General features: G+C 60.4%; 12 protein-coding genes. 8 read left to right on the forward strand and 4 right to left on the reverse strand.

Annotated features, from left to right (window positions below; all coding sequences use genetic code 11):
* Positions 1 to 496: 496 nt before the first annotated feature.
* From ACZRKZ_RS13050 to ACZRKZ_RS13075, 6 genes are all read left to right on the forward strand, one after another.
* Positions 497 to 9,142, forward strand: a complete 8,646-nt coding sequence (locus ACZRKZ_RS13050) for a retention module-containing protein (protein ID WP_463981783.1) — start codon at positions 497 to 499, stop codon at positions 9,140 to 9,142.
* Positions 9,143 to 9,289: 147 nt separating this feature from the next.
* The gene (gene cysM, locus ACZRKZ_RS13055; protein WP_133101798.1) at positions 9,290 to 10,192 is read left to right on the forward strand and encodes a cysteine synthase CysM; all 903 of its coding nucleotides are present in this window, start codon (positions 9,290 to 9,292) and stop codon (positions 10,190 to 10,192) included.
* Positions 10,192 to 11,544, forward strand: a complete 1,353-nt coding sequence (gene rlmD, locus ACZRKZ_RS13060; RefSeq protein WP_463981784.1) for a 23S rRNA (uracil(1939)-C(5))-methyltransferase RlmD — start codon at positions 10,192 to 10,194, stop codon at positions 11,542 to 11,544. The genes cysM and rlmD overlap by 1 nt, the downstream gene beginning before the upstream one ends.
* Positions 11,545 to 11,663: 119 nt before the next feature.
* Positions 11,664 to 13,907: a GTP diphosphokinase gene (gene relA, locus ACZRKZ_RS13065; protein ID WP_133101796.1), complete on the forward strand. Its 2,244-nt coding sequence runs from the start codon at positions 11,664 to 11,666 to the stop codon at positions 13,905 to 13,907.
* Positions 13,908 to 13,925: 18 nt separating this feature from the next.
* Positions 13,926 to 14,759, forward strand: a complete 834-nt coding sequence (mazG, locus tag ACZRKZ_RS13070; protein ID WP_463969814.1) for a nucleoside triphosphate pyrophosphohydrolase — start codon at positions 13,926 to 13,928, stop codon at positions 14,757 to 14,759.
* 25 nt (positions 14,760 to 14,784) lie between these two features.
* Positions 14,785 to 15,330 carry a DUF2058 domain-containing protein gene (locus tag ACZRKZ_RS13075; RefSeq protein ID WP_149412132.1) on the forward strand — a complete coding sequence of 182 codons (546 nt, stop codon included), beginning with the start codon at positions 14,785 to 14,787 and terminating at the stop codon, positions 15,328 to 15,330.
* A 159-nt stretch (positions 15,331 to 15,489) separates the two neighbouring features.
* Here ACZRKZ_RS13075 and ACZRKZ_RS13080 read toward each other — a convergent pair whose 3' ends face one another.
* The 4 genes from ACZRKZ_RS13080 to purM all read right to left on the reverse strand — a co-directional run bounded on the left by ACZRKZ_RS13080 (position 15,490) and on the right by purM (position 18,381).
* Entirely contained in the window at positions 15,490 to 15,678 is a 189-nt protein-coding gene (locus ACZRKZ_RS13080; RefSeq protein WP_463969815.1) for a hypothetical protein, read from the reverse strand.
* A 272-nt stretch (positions 15,679 to 15,950) separates the two neighbouring features.
* The gene (locus ACZRKZ_RS13085; protein WP_133101792.1) at positions 15,951 to 16,664 is read right to left on the reverse strand and encodes a DUF3108 domain-containing protein; all 714 of its coding nucleotides are present in this window, start codon (positions 16,662 to 16,664) and stop codon (positions 15,951 to 15,953) included.
* Positions 16,665 to 16,672: 8 nt separating this feature from the next.
* On the reverse strand, positions 16,673 to 17,323 hold the full coding sequence (gene purN, locus ACZRKZ_RS13090; RefSeq protein WP_463969816.1) for a phosphoribosylglycinamide formyltransferase: 651 nt from the start codon (positions 17,321 to 17,323) through the stop codon (positions 16,673 to 16,675).
* Positions 17,323 to 18,381, reverse strand: coding sequence for a phosphoribosylformylglycinamidine cyclo-ligase (gene purM, locus ACZRKZ_RS13095; RefSeq protein WP_463969817.1), 1,059 nt, complete (start codon positions 18,379 to 18,381; stop codon positions 17,323 to 17,325). The genes purN and purM overlap by 1 nt, the downstream gene beginning before the upstream one ends.
* A 356-nt stretch (positions 18,382 to 18,737) precedes the next feature.
* Here purM and ACZRKZ_RS13100 point away from each other — a divergent pair, with 356 nt between their 5' ends.
* Both ACZRKZ_RS13100 and ACZRKZ_RS13105 read left to right on the forward strand, forming a co-directional pair.
* Positions 18,738 to 19,796 (forward strand): DUF2066 domain-containing protein, encoded by a 1,059-nt coding sequence (locus ACZRKZ_RS13100; RefSeq protein ID WP_463969818.1) that lies wholly within the window; start codon positions 18,738 to 18,740, stop codon positions 19,794 to 19,796.
* Positions 19,797 to 19,839: 43 nt separating this feature from the next.
* Positions 19,840 to 20,913, forward strand: coding sequence for an AI-2E family transporter (locus tag ACZRKZ_RS13105; protein ID WP_463969819.1), 1,074 nt, complete (start codon positions 19,840 to 19,842; stop codon positions 20,911 to 20,913).
* The last annotated feature ends 76 nt before the right edge of the window (positions 20,914 to 20,989 follow it).

Raw genomic sequence — 20,989 nt, forward strand, 5'->3', positions numbered from 1 at the left:
GGTACATCTCCCGCTGTCAGTGTTGCTAGCTTGTCGTCATTTATTTGACGAATTTTAATGGTCAAACCGTCTCAGGCTTGTAACAACACAGCTAAGAACATTTGCGGGGCAAGCTAAGAAGAATTTCTCATAATGATTATGCACAAAAAAACTTATGCGTTCGGCCTGAAGCAATACATTGTTCAAACCATAGGCCTTGAATTTTAAGCGCTAGGGCGCGTTTTCGGGCTCAAGGAAAGTTCAATCGCAAATGCAATCGGGTGAAGGTTGAGAGGAAAAAAAGGAATTTCATAGTGACGGTTTTTTGTCACTTGCCTTTTAGGGTGGTTCTTTTAGCAGATGTGCAGGTGTTGGCTGAGCTTGATTTGATTCAGTTTTGTGCCACTGCTTACGGTATGCCGAGAGCCCTCCAGTCGCCGGCCTGGTGATTCATGACTCCGCTGCATTTGTGCACGTAACCGATGTGCCGACCTGGGTCGGACATGGAGAAGAGCACATGGCTAAGTTAATCGGTGTTGTCAGCAAGATCGTTGGGGAAGTCTTTGCCGTCGCGGGGGATGGCAGCCGCCGTGCCCTGACCGAAGGCGACCGCCTGTTCGCTGGCGAGCAACTGCAGACCGGTGCTGCTGGCGCGGTGGCGGTGCACTTGCAAAACGGCCATGAACTGACCCTTGGGCGCGACAGCAGCATGAGCCTGTCACCGCAATTGCTGGCAAGCCAGGCGCCCCAGGTCAACACGCCCGACAGCGTGACGCCCACCGAGGCGATGCTGACCGATGTCCAGCAGCTGCAAAAAGCTATTGCCGCCGGCGCCGACCCGACCCAAACCGGCGAAGCCACCGCTGCCGGCCCCACCGGTACCAACGCTTCTGGCGCCTTGGGTGGCGGGCATTCCTTTGTGCTGCTGACGGAGGTGGCTGGGCGCGTGGAACCGGTCATAGGCTTTCCGACGGCAGGCTTTGGTGGGATTCCCGAGTTTCCGCTATTCCAGGTCGCGGGAGAGCCCGATACCGGCAACGACACCTCCGTGGTTGCGCCGCCACCGGTCCTGCCACCCGATAACCCGGTGACATTGAGCGGGTTGACGGTCGAAGGCGGTGAAGTGACCGTCAACGAGGCCAACCTGGCCTTGGGTTCAGCGAGCAATCCGGCGGCGCTGGTGCAAACCGGCACCTTCAGTGTCTCGGCACCCGATGGTTTGCAGAGCCTGACGGTGGGCGGGATCAGTGTCGTCAGCGGCGGCGTGGCCAGCGGCTTTCCGCAAAGCATCACCACCGGGCTGGGCAACACCTTGAGCATCACCGGGTATAACTCAGCCACAGGGGTGATCAGCTACAGCTATACCTTGACTGGCAATGAGGCCCATTCGGCGGGCGGTGGTACCAACAGCCTGGACGAACAGTTCAGCGTGGTCGCCACCGACAGCGATGGCGACTCGGCCACAGGTTTGCTGGATGTCACGGTTATCGATGACGTGCCCAGAGCCATCAACGACACCCCCGAAGGCAGTGCTTCGGAAAGCCAATTGATCCTCACTGGCAATGTGTTGGGCAACGACGTGCAAGGCGCCGACCGTGTCGCCAGCGGCCCGATCGTCGGCGGTACGTTTGCCGGGGAATACGGCACCCTGGTCCTGCAGGCTGACGGCAGCTACATCTACACGTTGAACACGGGCGACGCGGACTTCATTGCCCTGCATGGCGGCGGCAATGGCACGGAGACTTTCGCCTACACCCTGACCGACGCCGACGGCGATACCAGCACCGCCAACCTGGTGCTGCAAGTGCACAACAACGATGATCCAGTGGTGATCGGCGGTATCAACGTCAACGGTGCTGACCTGACCCTCTACGAAAAAAACCTGACCGATGGCAGCAGCCCTGACGCCACGGCACTGACCCGTACCGGCGGCCTGACAGTGTCGGCGGTGGATGGCCTGCAGAGTCTCAATGTGGGTGGCATCAACGTGGTCGCTGGCGGCGTAAGCGCAGGCTTCCCGCAATCGATCGTTACCGGGTTGGGCAACACCCTGACCATTACCGGCTATAACGCGGCCACTGGGGTCGTCACCTACAGCTACACCTTGACCGGCAATGAAGCGCACCCTAACGCGGACGGGACCAACAGCCTGGCCGAGAGCTTCAGCGTCGTCGCCACGGATACTAACGACAGTTCGGCCACGGGCGCGTTGCATATCAGCGTGGTTGATGATGTGCCACAGGCAGTTGATGACAGCAATCTCAATACATCATCTGAAAGTCTTCTGACGTTGAGCGGCACCGTGCTCGGCAACGATGTGCAAGGTGCTGATCGTGTCGCCGCCGGGCCTGTTACGGCGGGGACTTTTGCCGGGACTTACGGCTCGCTGGTACTGGCCGCCGACGGTACCTACACCTACACACTGGATACCGCCGACACCGATTTCATCGCCCTGCACGGCGGCGGCAACGGCACGGAGACTTTCGCCTACACACTGACCGACGCCGACGGCGATACCAGCACTGCCAACCTGGTCTTGCAAGTGCATAACAACAACGATCCGGTCGTGCTCACTGGCCTGGAAGTGAACGGCGGCGAACTCACCGTCTACGAAAAAAACCTGCCGTTGGGTAGCGCTACAGACACTCCCGCCTTGACCCAAAGCGGCACCTTCACCGTCACTGCGCTGGACGGTTTGCAAACCCTGACCGTGGGCGGCATCAGCGTCGTTAGCGGCGGGGTGGCGGCTGGATTTCCACAGTCGATCCCGACCGGTTATGGCAACACTCTGACCATCACGGGCTACAACGCGACCACGGGCGTGATCAGCTACAGCTACACCCTCAACGGTACCGACAGCCATCCGACCGGCGCTGGCGCTAACAGCATCAGCGAGTCCTTCGTCGTCACCGCTGCCGACTCTGATACCAACACCGCCACTGGTTCGCTGGACGTCACCATCGTCGATGATGTGCCCAAGGCGGTGGATGACAGCAACCTCAACACTGCGTCTGAAAGCTTGCAAACCCTCAGCGGTACGGTGCTCGGCAACGATGTGCAAGGTGCTGATCGAGTTGCCTCTGGCCCCGTCACGCCGGGAACTTTTGCCGGGACTTACGGCTCGCTGGTACTGGCCGCTGACGGTACTTACACCTACACACTGGATACCGCCGACACCGACTTCATTGCCCTGCACGGCGGCGGCAACGGCACGGAGACTTTCGCCTACACACTGACCGACGCCGACGGCGATACCAGTACCGCCAACCTGGTCTTGCAAGTGCATAACAACAACGACCCGGTCGTGCTCACTGGCCTGGAAGTGAACGGCGGCGAACTCACCGTCTACGAAAAAAACCTGCCGTTGGGCAGCGCTACAGACACTCCCGCCTTGACCCAAAGCGGCACCTTCACCGTCACCGCGCTGGACGGTTTGCAAACCCTGACCGTGGGCGGCATCAGCGTCGTTAGCGGCGGGGTGGCGGCTGGATTTCCACAGTCGATCCCGACCGGTTATGGCAACACTCTGACCATCACGGGCTACAACGCGACCACGGGCGTAATCAGCTACAGCTACACCCTAAACGGTACCGACAGCCATCCGACCGGCGCTGGCGCTAACAGCATCAGCGAGTCCTTCGTCGTCACCGCTGCCGACTCTGATACCAACACCGCCACTGGTTCGCTGGACGTCACCATCGTCGATGATGTGCCCAAGGCGGTGGATGACAGCAACCTCAACACTGCGTCTGAAAGCTTGCAAACCCTCAGCGGTACGGTGCTCGGCAACGATGTGCAAGGTGCTGATCGAGTTGCCTCTGGCCCCGTCACGCCGGGGACTTTTGCCGGGACTTACGGCTCGCTGGTACTGGCCGCCGACGGTACTTACACCTACACACTGGATACCGCCGACACCGACTTCATCGCCCTGCATGGCGGCGGCAATGGCACCGAAACCTTTGCCTACACCCTGACCGATGCCGACGGCGATACCAGCACCGCCAACCTGGTCTTGCAAGTGCATAACAACAACGATCCCGTTGTGCTCACTGGCCTGGAAGTGAACGGCGGCGAACTCACCGTCTACGAAAAAAACCTGCCGTTGGGTAGCGCTACAGACACTCCCGCCTTGACCCAAAGCGGCACCTTCACCGTCACTGCGTTGGACGGTTTGCAAACCCTGACCGTGGGCGGCATCAGCGTCGTTAGCGGCGGGGTGGCGGCTGGATTTCCACAGTCGATCCCGACCGGTTATGGCAACACTCTGACCATCACGGGCTACAACGCGACCACGGGCGTAATCAGCTACAGCTACACCCTCAACGGTACCGACAGCCATCCGACCGGTGCTGGCGCTAACAGCATCAGCGAGTCCTTTGTCGTCACCGCTGCCGACTCTGATACCAACACCGCCACTGGTTCGCTGGACGTTAACATCGTCGATGATGTGCCCAAGGCGGTCGATGACAGCAACCTCAGCACTGCGTCTGAAAGCTTGCAAACCCTCAGCGGCACGGTACTCGGCAACGATGTACAAGGCGCTGATCGAGTTGCCTCTGGCCCCGTCACGCCGGGAACCTTTGCCGGGACTTACGGCTCGCTGGTACTGGCCGCCGACGGTACCTACACCTACACACTGGATACCGCCGACACCGACTTCATTGCCCTGCACGGCGGCGGCAACGGCACCGAAACCTTTGCCTACACCCTGACCGATGCCGACGGCGATACCAGCACCGCCAACCTGGTCTTGCAAGTGCATAACAACAACGATCCGGTTGTGCTCACTGGCCTGGAAGTGAACGGCGGCGAACTCACCGTCTACGAAAAAAACCTGCCGTTGGGCAGCGCTACAGACACTCCCGCCTTGACCCAAAGCGGCACCTTCACCGTCACCGCGCTGGACGGTTTGCAAACCTTGACCGTGGGCGGCATCAGCGTCGTTAGCGGCGGGGTAGCGGCTGGTTTTCCACAGTCGATCCCGACCGGTTATGGCAACACTCTGACCATCACGGGCTACAACGCGACCACGGGCGTGATCAGCTACAGCTACACCCTCAACGGTACCGACAGCCATCCGACCGGCGCTGGCGCTAACAGCATCAGCGAGTCCTTCGTCGTCACCGCTGCCGACTCTGATACCAACACCGCCACTGGTTCGCTGGACGTCACCATCGTCGATGATGTGCCCAAGGCGGTGGATGACAGCAACCTCAACACTGCGTCTGAAAGCTTGCAAACCCTCAGCGGTACGGTGCTCGGCAACGATGTGCAAGGTGCTGATCGTGTCGCCACCGGTCCTGTTACAGCGGGGACTTTTGCCGGGACTTACGGCTCGCTGGTACTGGCCGCCGACGGTACTTACACCTACACACTGGATACCGCCGACACCGACTTCATTGCCCTGCACGGCGGCGGCAATGGCACCGAAACCTTTGCCTACACCCTGACCGACGCCGACGGCGACACCAGTACCGCCAACCTCGTCTTGCAGGTGCATAACAACAACGACCCCGTCATCATCACCGGCCTGGATGTCACCGGCGGCGAGTTGACGGTCTACGAAAAAAACCTCATTGACGGCACCAATCCCAATACTCCGGCGTTGACCCAAAGCGGTACGTTTACTGTCACCGCGCTCGATGGTTTGCAAACCCTGAATGTGGGAGGGATCAACGTCGTCAGTGGCGGCGTCGCGGCTACATTCCCACAGTCGATCCCGACCGGTTATGGCAACACCCTGACCATCACCGGCTATAACGCCATCACCGGTGTTGTCAGCTACAGCTACACCTTGCTCGACAATGAATCCCATCCCAATGCCAGTGGCGCCAACAGCATCACCGAACAGATCACAGTGACGGCCACCGACACTGATACCAACACCGCATCGGGTGTCATCGACGTCAATATCGTCGACGACCTGCCTATCGCTCACGCCGATACCGCCACCGTCATCGAGGGAGGCGTGGTGACCAGCAATGTGCTGTTGAACGATGTCGGTGGCGCCGATGGTATGGCCCTGACCGGCGCGGTAGTCGGCGTGCGAGCCGGCGGCGACATCACTACCTCGGCCATTGGCGGCCTGGGTACCAACATCATTGGCGCCTATGGTTACCTGACCCTGAATGCCGCCGGCAACGGCGTATACCACAGCTATCCGAACTCGGTCAGCCCGCTCGGTGCCACCGACACCTTCGTCTATACGGTGCGCGATGCCGATGGCGATGAAAGCACCACCACCATCACCATCAAGGTGACCGACAGCGGCCTGCAGGCAGTTCCCGACCACGATGTCACTGTTTATGAAAAGGCTCTGGACCTGAATCAGGACGGTCAGGACCTGGCGCCCGGCACGGTGATCGGCAGCGATCCGACTTCAACGGCTGAAACCGCCACTGGCACCTTGGTGGACTCGGTGACTGGCGGCGGCACCCCGCTGAGTTTCAGTTTGGTGGGCAGCGCCACGGGCAATTACGGGCAAATCCTGCTCAACCCAAACGGCACCTACACCTACACCCTGACCTCGGCACCGAAGACGTCGCCCGGCGCCAACGATGGGCCGAATGTGCTGACCGACACCTTCGCCTACAAGGCCACCGACGCCCAGGGCAATACCGTCACCAGCAACATCGTGGTGAGCATCGTCGATGACGTACCCAAGGTGGTGGCCAGCGAACGCTCGGTCACGGCCACCGAGGTGGATTCCAACCTGCTGCTGATCATCGACGTGTCCGGTAGCATGAATGATGCATCGGGCGCGGGCGGCACGCGTTTGAGCCTGGCCAAGGCGGCGATCAACGAGCTATTGACCAAATACGACGAGATGGGCGATGTGAAGGTGCAGATCGTCACCTTCAGCACCGGCTCTACGCAGTTGACCAGCCAGTGGGTGGATGTGGCGACCGCGAAGAGCATCGTCACCGGCCTCAGCGCCACCGGCGGTACCAACTACGACTCGGCCCTGGGCACTGCACAAACGGCCTTCACCTCTGGAGGCAAGCTGACAGGGGCGCAGAACCTGTCGTACTTCTTCTCCGACGGCAACCCCACGCTGTCCAATACCAACAACCCGAACAACCCTGGCGATCAGGTCAATCCGGAGTTTGGCGACGGTATCAACGCGAGCGAAGAGGTGCTGTGGAAAGCCTTCCTCGACGCCAACGGCATCAAGTCCTACGCCATTGGCCTGGGCGCTGGTGTCAACGGCATTTACCTGGACCCGGTGGCCTATGACGGCAGTACCCATACCAATACCAACTCGGTGGTGGTCACTAACCTCGCCGGCCTGGATGCGGTATTGGCCGGCACCGTGCAAGGGGCGCCGGTCACCGGCAGCCTGATGACCGCTGGCACCTTTGGCGCCGACGGCGGCTTTATCAAATCCCTCATGGTGGATGGCATCACCTACACCTACGACCCCGCAGGCCTGGGCAATCAGGGCTCAATGAGCGCCAACCTGCCAGGCGGTCATGGCACGTTCGACACCTTGAGCAACAGCATCACCATCACCACCAGCCAGGGCGGCACGTTGGTGGTGGACATGGACAGTGGCGAGTTCCGCTACACGCCGCCGAAGCTGACGGACACGGGCATCACTGAAAACTTCGGAGTGGTGGTGAGCGACAATGACGGCGACCTGGTCAACTCCAGCCTGGTGGTCAAGGTCAACCCGAATGCGGCGCCGGTTGCCGGCGATGACCATGTCATCACCAACATTTTCTCCAGCACCATTGTGGTGCCCGGCGAGTTGCTGCTGCTCAACGACAGTGACCCCAACTATGACCGGCTGACGGCCACGCCCACCAGCTTCACCACCGGTTGGGCGGCCAAGGGTGCCGACTTCACCGGCACGGGCAGCAAGGCATTTGCCGTCCACAACAATGTTCCCGCCAACCAGATTCTGCCTGATGTGCGGTCGTCATTCGCTGGCAATAGCGCGACACTCATCGCGACGCTGGCGATCAGCGGCTATCTGGGCAGCGTCACCACGGCCAACGCCAATGACGAAGACCGGATTACCGTCAGCCTCAAGCAGGGTGAAACCCTCAACCTGGACCACAATGTGGCGGGCGGTCGTATCACCATGGAGTACTCCCTCAATGGCGGTGGTTATATCCCCATCGCCGACGGAGGCACCATCACCGCAGCGGCCAATGGCGTCTATCAGATCCATATCACCAACATCATCAACACCAGCGGCAGCAACGTCGACGGTTCGCAGAATTACCTGTTGACCATGAAACTCAACTACGCCGGCGCCCAGGACTTCTCGCCGGACTTCCATGGTAACTACACGGTCAACGACAGCCACGGCGGCAGCGACAGCGGTGCCGTGAGCATCAGTTATCAGAACGGCAATACCCTCAACGGTACCGCCGGGGACGATATTCTGATGGCCGGTCCGGGGAACAATATCCTCAACGGTGGTGACGGCAATGATGTGCTGACCGCAGGCAGCGGCAATAACCAACTGCATGGTGGTAATGGCAACGACCTGCTGTTCAGCGGAGTGGGCAATGACCTGCTCGACGGCGGGGCAGGCATTGACACGGCCAGCTATGCTCACGCCACAGGCGGTGTGACCGTGGACCTCGGTCTGCTGGTGGCGCAAAACACTGTTGGCGCCGGGACCGATACCCTGATGGCGGTGGAAAACCTCATCGGTTCCAATTTCAACGACACCCTGATCGGCAACGGCAGTAACAACCTGCTCTCTGGCGGGCTGGGCAACGACACCCTCAGCGGTGGCGGTGGCGATGACATCCTGATTGGCGGGCCGGGCAACAACACGCTGACCGGCGGCACTGGGGCTGACACCTTTCAGTACACCATCGGCAACACTGGGCATGACGTCATCACGGACTTCGTGCTGGGTATCGACAAGCTGGATCTGTCGCAATTGTTGCAAGGGGAAAACGCGACGACGGCTTCGCTGGATGACTACCTGCACTTCAAGGTCGTGGGGGGCATGACCACCCTCGATATAAGTGCTGTGGCGGGTGCGCCACCAAGCCAGACCATCGACCTGGCCGGGGTCAACCTGGCGACCCATTACGGTGTGACGCCGGGGGCGGGCGGGGTGATTGCGGGCGGGGCGGATACGGCGACTATTATCAATGGGATGTTGAATGATCATTCGTTGAAGGTGGATACGGTCTAGCGACAGCTGCAAGCCTCAAGCGGCAAGATCCCAACTTGCCGCTTGTGGCTTATAGCTTGCAGCTATATCAACCGCACTTTGCGTGATATGGCCCGCCAGCGTTTGCCGGTATGATGGGCGCCCCGCAGTCTGGATTGCGAATACGTCATGACCTTGCAGTACCCAACTATCGCCGATTGCGTCGGCAACACCCCGCTGGTCCGCTTGCAGCGTCTGCCGGGCGTCACCAGCAATACCCTGTTGCTCAAGCTTGAGGGTAATAACCCGGCGGGTTCGGTCAAGGACCGTCCGGCGTTGTCGATGATTACCCGCGCCGAGTTACGTGGGCAGATCACGCCCGGTGATACCCTGATCGAAGCCACCTCCGGTAACACCGGGATTGCCCTGGCCATGGCCGCGGCAATCAAGGGTTACAAGATGATCCTGATCATGCCCGACAACTCCAGCGCCGAGCGCAAGGCAGCGATGACTGCCTATGGTGCCGAGTTGATTCTGGTGACTCAGGAAGAAGGCATGGAAGGCGCGCGCGATCTTGCCGAACGCATGGCGGCCGAAGGCCGTGGCCAGGTGCTGGACCAGTTCGCCAACGGTGATAATCCTGAAGCGCACTACACCAGCACGGGTCCGGAAATCTGGCGCCAGACCCAGGGCAGCATCACTCACTTCGTCAGCTCGATGGGCACCACCGGTACCATCATGGGCACCTCGCGCTACCTCAAGGAGCAGAATCCCGAGATCCAGATCGTTGGCCTGCAACCGATGGAAGGCGCGGCGATCCCGGGGATTCGTCGCTGGCCCGAAGAGTACCTGCCGAAGATCTACAACGCCGACCGTGTTGACCGCATCATCGACATGGCCCAGCGCGAAGCCGAAGACACCACCCGTCGTCTGGCCCGTGAAGAAGGCATCTTCTGCGGCGTGTCCTCCGGCGGTGCCGTGGCCGGGATGTTGCGCTTGTCCCAGGAACTTGAAAACGCGGTGATCGTCGCCATCATCTGTGACCGAGGCGACCGTTACCTGTCGACCGGAATTTTTGACGTGCCTAACTGATGGCTAAGCACGAGAGAGGCCTGCGCTTCCAGCCGACGGGCGGCAGCCGGGCCCCACAAATTCCAGTGGGCAAAAAGCAACGCCTGACCATCGAGCGCCTGGCCAATGACGGCCGTGGCATCGTGTTCTTTGAAGGCCGTACCTGGTTTGTGACCGGTGCCTTGGCCGGCGAAGAAGTCGAGGCTCGGGTCTTGGGTGCCCACGGCAAAGTGGTCGAGGCCCGCACCGAGCGGGTATTCACCGCCAGCGAACTGCGTCGGCCAGCCCCTTGTGTACACGCCGGCCGTTGCGGCGGTTGCAGCCTGCAACATTTGCCCCACAACGAACAGCTTGCCCTGAAACAGCGCATGCTCGCTGAGCAACTGTCCCGTGTGGCCGGTGTCGAACCTCAGGAGTGGGCCGCCCCTTTGAGCGGGCCGGAATTCGCCTACCGACGTCGTGCGCGGGTGGCTGTGCGCTGGGACGTCAAGGCCAAAAAACTTGAAGTGGGTTTCCGCGCCGCCGCCAGCCAGGACATCGTCGGTATCGACGATTGCCCGGTGCTGGTACAGGCCTTGCAGCCGATCATGCAACGCTTGCCGAACATGCTTCGGCGTTTGAGCAGGCCGCAGGCTCTTGGGCATGTTGAGCTGTTCAGTGGCTCGTCCATCGCGGTGTTGTTGCGGCACATGGCGCCGCTGTCGGATGCCGACCTGGTGGTACTGAAAGAGTTTTGCACGTTCCATGAAGCGCAACTGTGGCTGCATGGCGAAGGTGAGCCACAACCGTTCGAGCCCGATCAAACCCTGGGCTATCGCCTGGATCGATGGGATCTGGAACTGGCTTACCGGCCGGGGGACTTTATCCAGGTCAACGCCGGGGTTAACGAGGCGATGGTCGCCCAGGCCCTGGATTGGCTGGCGCCAAAGCCCGATGAACGGGTGCTGGACCTGTTTTGCGGCCTGGGTAACTTCGCCTTGCCCCTGGCCCGTGAGGTTCGGGAAGTGGTGGCGGTGGAGGGCGTGCAGGCTATGGTTGAGCGCGCTGCTGCCAATGCTGTGAGCAACAATTTGCATAATGTGCGGTTTTTTCAGGCCGATTTGTCCCAGCCCTTGGCTAACGCAGAATGGGCCAATGTAGGCTTTTCTGCGGTACTCTTGGACCCACCCCGCGATGGTGCCCTGGAGGTTGTGCGCAAGCTCGCCGCTCTTGGGGCCGATCGCCTGGTGTATGTGTCCTGCAATCCAGCCACGCTGGCGCGGGACACGGTCGAGTTGGTCAAGCAAGGCTACCGGCTAAAACGTGCCGGGATCCTCGATATGTTTCCGCAAACGGCACATGTCGAGGCGATGGCGTTATTTGAAGCGAGCTAGGATGCTCGCTTAGTCCGACTGGCCTGCGTTCTCCAGGGCCGTGACCTGCCAGGGAGCATGCGTTACAAAGGTCAGCGATTTTGACGCGCTGAAGGCGCGTCGTAGGGAAGGTAAGCAAGATGGTACAGGTGAGAGCACACCAGCCGATCAACACCGACGGCAGTATCAATCTCGAGGCATGGCTGGATCATGCCGTCAGTGTCGACCCGGCACTGGACCGTGAAGCCTTGAAAGCAGCCTGCGAGTTCGCTCGTGAGTCTGAACAGCAAGACAATGCGGCCAAGAATTTGTGGTCCGAAGGTACGTCAAGTTTTCGTACCGGGCTTGAAATCGCCGAGATCCTCGCCGACCTCAAGCTCGATCAAGACTCGCTGATCGCTGCGGTGCTCTATCGCGGCGTACGCGAAGGGCATATTCAGTTGCCGCTGGTCAGCCAGCGTTTTGGCGCCGTCGTGGCCAAGCTGATCGACGGCGTGCTGCGCATGGCCGCCATCAGCGCCAGCCTGAGCCCGCGCCAGTCCATGGTGCTGGGCACCCAGGGCCAGGTGGAAAACCTGCGCAAGATGCTGGTGGCGATGGTCGACGACGTGCGTGTCGCCCTGATCAAGCTGGCCGAACGTACCTGCGCGATTCGGGCGGTGAAAACCGCCGATGACGAAAAACGCAACCGCGTCGCCCGGGAAGTCTTCGACATCTACGCGCCCCTGGCTCACCGCCTGGGCATCGGCCATATCAAATGGGAGCTGGAGGACTTGTCCTTCCGCTACCTGGAACCCGATCAATACAAACAGATTGCCACGCTGCTCCATGAGCGGCGGCTCGACCGTGAGCGCTTCATCTCCGATGTGATGGGCCAGTTGCGCACGGAATTGCAGGCCACTGGGGTCGAAGCCGACATCAGCGGTCGGGCCAAGCACATCTATTCCATCTGGCGCAAAATGCAGCGCAAGGGTCTGGAGTTCAGCCAGATCTATGACGTGCGTGCCGTGCGGGTGCTGGTGCCTGAAATGCGCGATTGCTACACCGCGCTGGGAATCGTCCACACCCTGTGGCGACACATCCCCAAGGAATTCGACGACTACATCGCCAACCCCAAGGAAAACGGCTACCGCTCGTTACATACGGCGGTAATCGGCCCCGAGGGCAAGGTGTTGGAAGTGCAGATTCGTACCCATGCCATGCACGAAGAGGCAGAGCTGGGTGTGTGTGCTCACTGGCGCTACAAGGGCACCGACGTCAAGGCCGGGTCCAATCAGTACGAAGAGAAAATCTCCTGGCTGCGCCAAGTGCTGGAATGGCACGAAGAGCTGGGCGATATCGGCGGCCTGGTCGAACAGTTGCGGGTGGATATCGAGCCCGACCGGGTCTACATCTTCACTCCCGACGGCCACGCCATCGACCTGCCCAAGGGCGCCACGCCCTTGGACTTCGCCTACCGCGTGCACACCGAGATCGGCCACAACTGCCGTGGCGCCAAGATCAACGGCCGCATCGTGCCGCTCAACTACAGCCTGCAGACCGGTGAACAGGTCGAGATCATCACCAGCAAGCACGGCACGCCGAGCCGCGACTGGCTGAACCCGAACCTGGGCTACATCACCACGTCCAGGGCGCGGGCGAAGATTGTCCACTGGTTCAAGTTGCAGGCGCGCGACCAGAACGTCGCCGCCGGCAAAACCTTGCTGGAACGGGAACTAGGTCGCCTGGGCCTGCCCCAGGTGGACTTCGACAAGCTGGCCGAAAAGGCCAACATGAAGCTCGCCGAAGATATGTTCGCCGCCCTCGGCGCCGGCGATTTGCGCTTGGCGCAACTGGTCAACCTGGCCCAGCAACTGGTGGAGCCGGAACGTGGCAACGAACAGCTGGAACTGATCCCGCGCAAGGCCACCGGCTACAAGCCAGGCAAGCGCGGCGACATTCAGATCCAGGGTGTCGGCAACTTGCTGACGCAAATGGCCGGCTGCTGCCAGCCGTTGCCGGGTGATGCCATCGTTGGCTACATCACCCAGGGCCGCGGGGTGAGCATTCACCGTCAGGACTGCGCCTCGGTGTTGCAACTGGGCGGACGCGAGCCAGAACGGATCATTCAGGTCAGTTGGGGCCCGGTGCCGGTGTTGACCTACCCGGTGGACATCATCATTCGCGCCTACGACCGCTCCGGCCTGCTGAGGGACGTGTCGCAAGTGCTGCTTAATGAGCGGATCAACGTGCTGGCGGTCAACACGCGCTCGAACAAGGAGGACAACACGGCGTTGATGTCCCTCACCATCGAGATTCCGGGGATGGACGCGTTGGGGCGGTTGCTGGGGCGAATCTCCCAGTTGCCGAACATTATTGAGACCCGGCGCAACCGGACGCCATGAGCGGACAGAGATTGATCGATGTATTCACTTGAAGACCTGCTGCACCTGATGAGCCGTCTGCGCGACCCGCAGTACGGTTGCCCGTGGGACATCAAGCAAACCTACGCCACCATCGTCCCCCACACCCTTGAAGAAGCTTACGAAGTCGCCGACGCCATTGAGCGCGGCGACTTTGATCACTTGCAAGGCGAGCTGGGCGATCTGTTGTTCCAGGTGGTGTATTACAGCCAGTTGGCACGGGAAGAAGGGCGCTTCGAATTTGCCGGGGTGATCGACAGCATCACCCGCAAGCTGATTCGTCGTCACCCGCACGTGTTCCCGACGGGTGATCTGTATGCGCCGCTGGATATCCCGCAACTGAGCGAAGAGCAGGTCAAGCAGCGCTGGGAAGAGATCAAGGCCGAGGAGCGCGCAGAAAAATCTGACGCCCCGGAGCAGTTATCCCTGCTCGACGACGTGCCAACAACCTTGCCGGCGTTGTCCCGCGCGGCCAAATTGCAGAAGCGCGCCGGGCAGGTCGGTTTCGACTGGCCTGAGGCGTTGCCGGTGGTGGATAAGGTCCGCGAAGAGCTGGATGAAGTGCTGGAAGCCATGGCCGATAACGACTCGGCGGCCATTAGCGACGAGGTCGGTGACCTGCTGTTCACGGTGGTCAACCTGGCGCGGCACCTCAAGGTCGACCCGGAAACCGCCCTGCGGCTTGCCAACGCCAAATTCGAAAGGCGCTTCCGATTTATCGAACAGGCATTGCGCGACACCCGTCGTCCCATGGAAGATTGCACCCTCGAAGAGTTGGACGCCCTATGGGGCGAAGCCAAACGCCAGGAAAAGAACGTGTCCAGCTGCGGTTGAGCAGTTGCCTAAGTGAGTAAGCACCATGAGCATTTCCCTTCGCGACCAGTTGCTCAAAGCAGGGCTGGTCAACCAAAAGCAGGCCAAGCAGGTCGGCAAAGACAAGCAGAAGCAGCAACGTCTGGTTCATAAAGGCCAGGCCGAGGCGGACGACACTCAGGTGCGTCTGGCCCAGGAAGCACAGGCCGAGAAGGTCAAGCGCGACCAGGAACTCAACCGCCAGCAGCAGGAAAAGGTCGAGGCCAAGGCCCGTACGGCTCAGGTCAAGCAATTGATCGAAACCTCGCGTTTACCCAAGCTGACCACCGAGGACTACTACAACTTCGTCGATGACAAGAAGGTCAAGCGCCTGTCGGTCAACACCTTGATGCGCAACAAGCTGAGCAACGGCTCACTGGCAATTGTCCACCATGGCGGCGGTTACGAAGTGATCCCTCGCGAGGCGGCGCTGAAGATCCAGGAGCGGGCTGCGGAGCGTATCGTTCAGCTCAACATCCTCACCGAGACCCAGGTGCCGGATGAGGATGATCCATACGCCGCCTACCAGATCCCTGATGATCTGATGTGGTAAGGCTGTAAAAACAACACTGTGGCGAGGGGGCTTGGCCCCCGTTGGGCTGCGCAGCAGCCCCAATAAGGCCCGAAAACAACAAACCCCGCTTAATGGCGGGGTTTGTGTTTGCGGGTACTGCGGCTGCGTGGGCCGGGGTGCCCGCCGGATTTCAGAGTTTCAGGCGCTTTGCGGCTGGTGTCTCATCTCCAGAGTTTCGAGCTCGCTTTTATAGTTATGGGCGTCGGTCTCGGAGTGAAACATTCCCACCAGCAAGTCTTGCTGATGGACATCCCAGATACGTATGCCGTTGGCTACACCTTCGTGGGACATATGTGCATCGTCGCGTTCAGTTACTTTTACAGTCATATGCTTGCTCCAATCGCTGGTTGGTCTGCGGCAAGTCGTCGCAGGCCTTTGTTATATGTTTTGTTAGCTTGCTAAGTAAATAACCAGGATTTGCAACAAACCTTTACAGAAATAGGAACAGTCGCCGAGGCCCCGAAAACCGCGACATTGCGTCGCAGGTGGCTGAGTTTTATGACAAAAGTTTCATGTTGCAGTCAGGTCGCCGAGTTGCCGATATCCTGCAGACGAAAAAAAGCCCCGCATTTCGCGAGGCTCTTTTAATCGATCGTGGATCAGCTGCCTTTCACAGCCTTGCCGTTGACCGTACCTTCCAACAACATGATGTTGTATTCCTTGCCGTCGGTTTCAACCTGTTGCAGGCGAACCAGCAGGTAGTCCCAGCTCTTGGCAAACCACATCACGGTGGTGCGTTTGCTTTGAGTCGGGTCACGCACGCGCTCGACCTTGATGGCGTCGATCTGGCCGGCCTTGGTCTCGACTTTCTCTTCACCCAGTACACGGAAGTCATAGGTCTCGACTTCGCCGTCATCGACCACTTGGTAACTCATGGTCTTCTTGCCAGCGGCGACGTCATGTTGCAGAGCCAACTGGTAAGTGGATTTGTCGACCATGCCACGGTTCAGCGGGATCTTCACCGCGTCGCCGCGGTCAGTGCCGGTGACCATCTTGGTGGTCCAGTCGAAATCCAGGTCGGCTTTCTTGGCTTTGCCCAGGCCACCACGTTCGAAGTGGTAGGACTGTGGCAGCAAGGTGTCCTTGTCCAGGGTCAAGGTGCTTTCTTCGGTCAGGCTGGCGATCATCATCGAGGCTTTGAAGCTCAGCTTCCAGGCGCCGTTGGCGGTTTTCTCCAGGCTTCGCGAAGCGGTGCCGCTCATGGGCAACTGCTTCCAGTCGGCGGTGTAGCTGGCGGAGAACGGCTGAAGGTCTGCCGCCTGCGCCAAAGGCAGGGTGAGCAGCGCAAAAGCAAAGAGCAGGGCGCGACGCATAAAATCTCCTAGGTTCGAATCAAGTGGCCGCTGGCCGCAAGTAACTGGCCGTCCAATAATGCACCCTGTTCACCAAGAATCAACCGCCCCTCAGCGAACCAGCGAACAGCCAGCGGGTAAATCTTGTGTTCCTGGGTGTGAACCCGTTGCGCAAGTGACTGCGCAGAGTCCGCAGACTCTACCGGAACCACTGCCTGTACGACCAGAGGCCCGCCATCGAGTTCCTCGGTGACGAAGTGCACGCTGCAACCATGCTCCGTATCGCCGGCTTCGAGGGCGCGCTGGTGGGTATGCAGGCCTTTGTACTTGGGCAGCAGCGAAGGGTGGATATTGAGCAGGCGCCCCTGGTAGTGCCGCACGAAACCAGCGCTGAGAATGCGCATGAAGCCGGCCAGTACCACAAGCTTGGGGTTGAAGGTGTCGATCAGTTCGATCAGGGCCGCATCGAAGGCCTCGCGGCCCTCGAAAGCCTTGTGATCCAGGGCGCGGGTGTCGATCCCTGCGTCCCTGGCACGTTGCAGGCCGTAGGCGTCGCTGCGGTTGGAAATCACCGCAGCGATGCGCGCCGGGCTGTCGCCCGTGCGCGTGCTATCGATCAGAGCCTGCAAGTTACTGCCGGTGCCGGAGAGCAGCACCACGACGTTACAGGTTGCTGACATCAGTGCGCCTTGAGGTTCTTCAGTTCCACCTGGGCTGCGCCTTCGGCAGCCGTGGCGATCTGGCCGATGACCCATGGCTGCTCGCCGGCTTCACGCAGGACGTTCAGCGCGGTTTCAACGTGCTCTTGAGCTACGCAGATGACCATGCCGACGCCGCAGTTCAGCACGCGGTGCATTTCGGTTTCGTTGACGTTGCCTTTCTCTTGCAGCCAGTCAAATACTGCCGGACGTTGCCAGCTGGCCACGTCGACAATGGCCTGGGCGCCTTTAGGCAGTACGCGCGGGATGTTGTCCAGCAGGCCGCCACCGGTGATGTGGGCCATGGCCTTGACGGCGCCAGTGTCCTTGATCAGCTTGAGCAACGGCTTGACGTAGATGCGGGTCGGGGCCATCAGCAGGTCGGTCAGTGGTTTGCCGTCGAGCTGGATGTTTTCGATGTCGGCACCGGACACTTCGATGATCTTGCGGATCAGCGAGTAGCCGTTGGAGTGCGGGCCGGACGATGGCAGGGCCAGCAGGGCGTCACCGGCGGCAACCTTGGAGCCGTCGATGATCTCGGCTTTTTCCACGACGCCGACGCAGAAGCCAGCCAGGTCATAGTCTTCGCCTTCGTACATGCCCGGCATTTCAGCGGTTTCACCGCCTACCAGTGAGCAACCGGACAGTTCACAGCCCGCGCCGATGCCGGTCACGACTTGGGTCGCGGTCTCGACATTGAGCTTGCCGGTGGCGTAGTAGTCGAGGAAGAACAACGGTTCGGCACCGCAGACCACCAGGTCGTTGACGCACATGGCCACCAGGTCGATGCCGATGGTGTCGTGCTTGTTCAGGTTCAGCGCCAGGCGCAGCTTGGTGCCGACGCCGTCGGTGCCGGAGACCAGAACAGGCTGCTTGTAACCGGCCGGGATTTCGCAGAGGGCGCCAAAACCGCCCAGGCCACCCATGACTTCAGGGCGCGCAGTGCGCTTGGCGACGCTCTTGATGCGTTCGACCAATGCTTCACCGGCGTCGATGTCTACACCGGCGTCCTTGTAGCTCAGGGAGGGTTGCTTGCTCATGATCCAGGCCTTTAGGGGGGATTCAGGGGTAACGACCGAATGCGGCGGGAATGCTGAAACGGATGGTTTCAGAATGCCTTGCCATGGACGGTCTGCGAAGGCGCGCGATTTTATCAGGCTTGAGGGGCAGCGGCCATCCTCGGGCCGACGGGCAGGGGCATATGGGGTTAAAAAAACGCTAATCGATGCGGCTTCTGACCGTATATAAGGTATAGCCTTTAACCGGCTATCGTTATGACGGTACAAAAACTTACCAGGATCTTGTGAATGTTTTGCTGGTCGCTGTGGTCACAGCCTTGCTTAACAGTGCTCACGCGGTCTATTCCAGCCGCTTTTTTGTCGTTCGGGAATCTTCCATGCGTTTGTGTAAATTCTTTTTTGTAGGCTGTTTGTCATTGGTCAGCCTGGCGAGTCATGCCGAAACCCTCAATGGCCTCTATCAAGTACTCGAACCTGTCAGCAGCCAGACGCCGGATGAGCGCGCCCAGGCGACCCAGCGTGCCTTGGAAACCCTGGTGATTCGCTTGACCGGCGACGCCAAGGCAGCCAAAGGCCCCGGCCTGGCGGCAATCCGCAAGGACCCGCAACAAATCATCAGCCAGTACGGCTACGATGCCGGCCCGCCTGAAAGCCTGCAGGTAGATTTCGACCCGGTCAGCACCGATCGCGCCTTGCGCGAAGCAGGCCTGGCGCTGTGGGGCAGCAATCGGCCATCGATCCTTGGTTGGTGGCTGAGTGATTCCACCGAAGGCAGCAGCCTGGTCGGTGACGGCCAGGCCGCTGCACAGCCATTGCGTCGCGCGGCCCAGCATCGAGGTTTGCCGTTGCGCCTGCCATTGGGCGATCTCGATGAGCAGATCGTCGCCACCGCACCTAATCTTGAAAGCGCTGACCCCGCGCCACTGCGCTCGGCGTCGGAACGTTACGGTGCCGATGCCATGCTGGCGGTGCATGCCCGTGAAGAGGGCGGGCAATGGCAAGCCAAATGGCGTTTGTGGCTGGGCGATAAAGCCGAGCAGGGCACCGTCCAAGGCGCAGATACCGCGGCCCTGGCCGACGCGGTGCTGTTGGCCGTGAGTGAGCGCCTGGCGCCGCGCTTTGCAGTCAAGGCGGGGGCAACCAGCGAGCAACTGCTTGAGGTGCAGGGCATGACCCTGGAGCGCTACGCTGCCTTGGGGCACTTGCTGGAGCCGTTTGGCGCGCAACTGCAACGGGTTGATGGCGGTCGTATCATCTATCGGGTCAATGGCAGCGCCGACCAGTTGCGCACCCAGTTGAGTCTGGCGAAGTTGCAGGAGGTGCCGGCCGGTGAGGTGCCTGCACCTGCGCCCGTCCAGCAGCCGACGGCCGAAGGTGCGCAACCGGCGCCCGCGCCGCAGGTCGAGCCGACGCCGCAACTGCGTTTTCGTTGGTAACTGTTCTTCCTTATATAGAAGCAACTAACAGATGGAGTGGTTTATGGCGGATTCGCGTCGTTGGGTGTGGCTTGGCGGGATCGTCGTGCTGTGCGTTTTTGTATTCTTGCTGCATTCGATATTGACGCCGTTCCTGGTTGCGCTGCTGCTGGCCTATCTGTTCGATCCCTTAGTGGATCGCCTGGAAAAGGTTGGGTTGTCGCGCACCTGGGGTGTGGTGGCGGTGTTTGCGCTGTTCACCCTGATTGTCATGGCGCTGCTGCTGGTGCTGGTACCGATGTTGGCCAAGCAATTGTTTCGCCTCTATGAGTTGGCGCCGCAAATGCTCGATTGGCTGCAACACACTGCCATGCCTTGGGCTCAGGCCAAGCTTGGCCTGGCCGATGGCTTCTGGAAATTCGACAAGGTCAAGGCCGCCATCAGCGAGCACATGGGGCAGACCACCGATATTGTCGGGATTGTCCTCAGTCAGGCGACGGCTTCCAGCCTGGCGCTGATCGGCTGGTTGACCAATCTGGTGTTGATCCCGGTGGTGGCGTTCTACCTGCTGCGGGACTGGGACCTGATGATGGCGAAGATCCGCAGCCTGTTGCCGCGTAGCCGTGAGGAGCGCATCGTCTCCCTGGCAGGAGAGTGCCATGAAGTGCTCGGCGCGTTCGTTCGTGGTCAGTTGCTGGTGATGTTGGCCCTGGGGATTATCTATGCGGCGGGGCTGATGGCAATCGGTCTGGAACTGGGCCTGTTGATCGGCCTGATTGCTGGCCTCGCGGCGATTGTGCCGTACATGGGGTTTGTCATTGGCATTGGTGCGGCGCTGGTGGCCGGGCTGTTCCAGTTTGGCGGTGACTTCTACCCGATGCTGGGGATTGTCGCGGTATTCATGGTGGGCCAGGCGCTGGAAGGCATGGTGCTGACGCCATTGCTGGTGGGGGATCGGATCGGTCTACACCCGGTGGCGGTGATCTTTGCGATCCTGGCGGGCGGTGAACTGTTTGGCTTTACCGGCATCCTGCTGGCATTGCCAGTGGCGGCAGTGATCATGGTACTGGTGCGCCATGTGCACGACCTGTACAAGGATTCAGATGTCTACACCGGTGTCGACGAGCCCAATCTATAAGGTCGAGGTTCAGCGCGCCCTCACAAACCCGGCTCAGTGCCGGGTTTGTCGTAGTTGCTCCCCAGGCCAGTGGCCG

This window comes from Pseudomonas sp. c313 (assembly GCF_055407145.1).

What these genes read in the sequence shown, in the direction of transcription:
- ACZRKZ_RS13050 (WP_463981783.1), top strand. Translation starts at nt 497, where the DNA reads ATGGCTAAGTTAATCGGTGTTGTCAGCAAGATCGTTGGGGAAGTCTTT.
- cysM (WP_133101798.1), top strand. Translation starts at nt 9,290, where the DNA reads ATGACCTTGCAGTACCCAACTATCGCCGATTGCGTCGGCAACACCCCG.
- rlmD (WP_463981784.1), top strand. Translation starts at nt 10,192, where the DNA reads ATGGCTAAGCACGAGAGAGGCCTGCGCTTCCAGCCGACGGGCGGCAGC.
- relA (WP_133101796.1), top strand. Translation starts at nt 11,664, where the DNA reads ATGGTACAGGTGAGAGCACACCAGCCGATCAACACCGACGGCAGTATC.
- mazG (WP_463969814.1), top strand. Translation starts at nt 13,926, where the DNA reads ATGTATTCACTTGAAGACCTGCTGCACCTGATGAGCCGTCTGCGCGAC.
- ACZRKZ_RS13075 (WP_149412132.1), top strand. Translation starts at nt 14,785, where the DNA reads ATGAGCATTTCCCTTCGCGACCAGTTGCTCAAAGCAGGGCTGGTCAAC.
- ACZRKZ_RS13080 (WP_463969815.1), bottom strand. Translation starts at nt 15,678, where the DNA reads ATGACTGTAAAAGTAACTGAACGCGACGATGCACATATGTCCCACGAA.
- ACZRKZ_RS13085 (WP_133101792.1), bottom strand. Translation starts at nt 16,664, where the DNA reads ATGCGTCGCGCCCTGCTCTTTGCTTTTGCGCTGCTCACCCTGCCTTTG.
- purN (WP_463969816.1), bottom strand. Translation starts at nt 17,323, where the DNA reads ATGTCAGCAACCTGTAACGTCGTGGTGCTGCTCTCCGGCACCGGCAGT.
- purM (WP_463969817.1), bottom strand. Translation starts at nt 18,381, where the DNA reads ATGAGCAAGCAACCCTCCCTGAGCTACAAGGACGCCGGTGTAGACATC.
- ACZRKZ_RS13100 (WP_463969818.1), top strand. Translation starts at nt 18,738, where the DNA reads ATGCGTTTGTGTAAATTCTTTTTTGTAGGCTGTTTGTCATTGGTCAGC.
- ACZRKZ_RS13105 (WP_463969819.1), top strand. Translation starts at nt 19,840, where the DNA reads ATGGCGGATTCGCGTCGTTGGGTGTGGCTTGGCGGGATCGTCGTGCTG.